3 protein-coding genes are annotated in these 2,001 nt (G+C 70.3%); 2 read left to right on the forward strand and 1 reads right to left on the reverse strand.

What is annotated here, in order from left to right:
- A partial coding sequence (locus ACTUAL_RS31180; protein WP_440902735.1) for a DUF6584 family protein occupies window positions 1-448 on the reverse strand: 448 nt, incomplete at its 3' end.
- Between the two features lie 577 nt (window positions 449-1,025).
- Between ACTUAL_RS31180 and ACTUAL_RS31185 the strand changes: the two genes are divergently transcribed.
- Window positions 1,026-1,385, forward strand: coding sequence for a hypothetical protein (locus ACTUAL_RS31185; protein ID WP_440902736.1), 360 nt, complete (start codon window positions 1,026-1,028; stop codon window positions 1,383-1,385).
- Between the two features lie 59 nt (window positions 1,386-1,444).
- Window positions 1,445-2,001: hypothetical protein (locus ACTUAL_RS31190; RefSeq protein WP_440902737.1), on the forward strand; the 557-nt coding region annotated here is incomplete at its 3' end.

Raw genomic sequence — 2,001 nt, forward strand, 5'->3', positions numbered from 1 at the left:
CGCCGTCGTCCTCGTCGAGCTCCTGGAACGAGTGGCGGCTGCGCCGGAGCGGACGCCGTCCCGACGGCTGAGGCTTGGCCGGGGGGTGCCAGGACCAGCCCGCGGTGTCGAGTTCCTCCTGCAGCGCTGCGACCCGGTCGACCACTTCCGGCGGGTACTCCTTCAACGGCCGATGCATGGGCAGCCGCTCGGCACGAGCCGCCGGGTTCGGGTACCTCGCGCTGAAGGCCGCCGCCGCGGCGGCGGTGTCCGTGCTGGCCGGTGTCGCCGTCAGGAACCACGCCGCCCCCGCTGCGGGCAGGTCGTTCATGACCGCGTACACCTCACCCAGCAGCTCCAGCGCCTCCGCATCGGCTCGACGCGTCCCCAGGGTGCCCAGCAGCCGGTCCCGCGCCATCCACGGCCGCCCCTGGCGCAGGTCCTCCCGGGCGAGGTCGATGGCGAACACCCCAGGACCGTACGGAACAGTCCCGAGGGGTCGCGAGTGAGTTGCTCACGCAGACCACCTGCCCACCCTGCCCACCACGCACGGGCATCTGCTGCGGCTCGCCCGTACGCCGGCCCGAGCCGTGCACGAGACACGTTCGCGACAGGTGGACGAACGGTGTAGTGCGGGTGTTTACAGATGGCTTCCGAAAGTAGAAACTGTTTGTATGTCGGTGAGCGGAGACTTCTACTCCACTGAGGAGGCCGCGCGCCTGCTCGGTGTCACGCCCCGCCGCGTGCGCCAGCTGCTCGCGGGCGGACCCCTCCAGCAGTCGGCTCGAGGCCTGATCAACGCAGCCTCGGTCGACCGGTACCGAGCACGAACGGGTGGGAAGCACCGGACTCGAGCCTGGGCGGAACCCACCGCATGGGCAGCCATCGCGCTGCTGTCGGGGTTACCCATGAGCTGGCTGGGTGCCCCCCAGACGTCGCGCCTTCGCAGGCTGCTGACCCAGACCCGCCCGCGAGAGCTTGTCGGGCGTACCCGCGACCGGGCGCAGGTCCACACCCTCCGCGCCCACCCGGCCGCTCTCGCCCGGTTGAGCGACGAGCTGGTCGTGACCGACTCCGCCGTGCTCGGACTGGTACCTGCAGCCGGACTGGACCCTGCCCCGCTGAGTACATTCACCCCTTCCGAGGGCCCAGAGCACGTCCGGGGCTACTGCTCGACCGACTGGCTGGGGCAGGCCGTCCGACGCTTCGGCCTGGCGCCCGACCCGACCGGAACCGTTGTCATCCACACCACCGGCTTCGACATCGACATCGTCCGTCAACTGGCGACCGCCCGTCCGCCTGCCCTGCCCGTGCTGACGGCCCTGGATGCCGCAGCGTCACTAGATCCCCGCGAACGAGGCTTAGGCCTACAGGTCCTGCAGGTCGCGCTGGAGCGATGGACATGACCCGGGAAACCTTGCAGGTTTGTTCCCCACCCGGTGGGTGGTCCCCGCCGTGGCCCAACGTGGCCGAGCTGGCCGAGCGGTTGCCCCACGACAAGTGGAGTCTCGTGGGGGGCCTGATGACTCAGCTGCACACCGTGCACCACCGGATCGGCGTGATCCGCCCGACCAACGACATCGACATCGTCCTTCACGTCGAGACCAGTCGCGGCGTCGCCAGCGCGACCGCCCGGGCGCTGGAGGACCTCGGATACCAGCTCCAGGCGGCGATCGACCCGCGCAACAACACCGCGCACCGATTCGTTCGGGGTCGCAGCAGAGTGGACGTCGTCACCGGCGCAACGGACAGCGTCGACGTCCTGCTGGCCGACCACCCCGCGCCGACGGTCATCGAGACCCTCCGCGGACGCGCCATGGTCCAGATCGAGGGAGGCACGCAGGCGCTGCGTCGAACCGTGAATGCCACGATCGAGATCGTCCCCGGCACCATCTCGACCATCTCGGTCCCGCGCCCCTTCGCCGCAGTCATCCTGAAAGCCGGCGCGTACACGACCGACAGCCGCGACCGCGAACGGCACCTCTTCGACGCGGCCGCCCTGCTCGCATGCGTCCAGGACCC

The organism is Actinosynnema sp. (genome assembly GCF_052038725.1).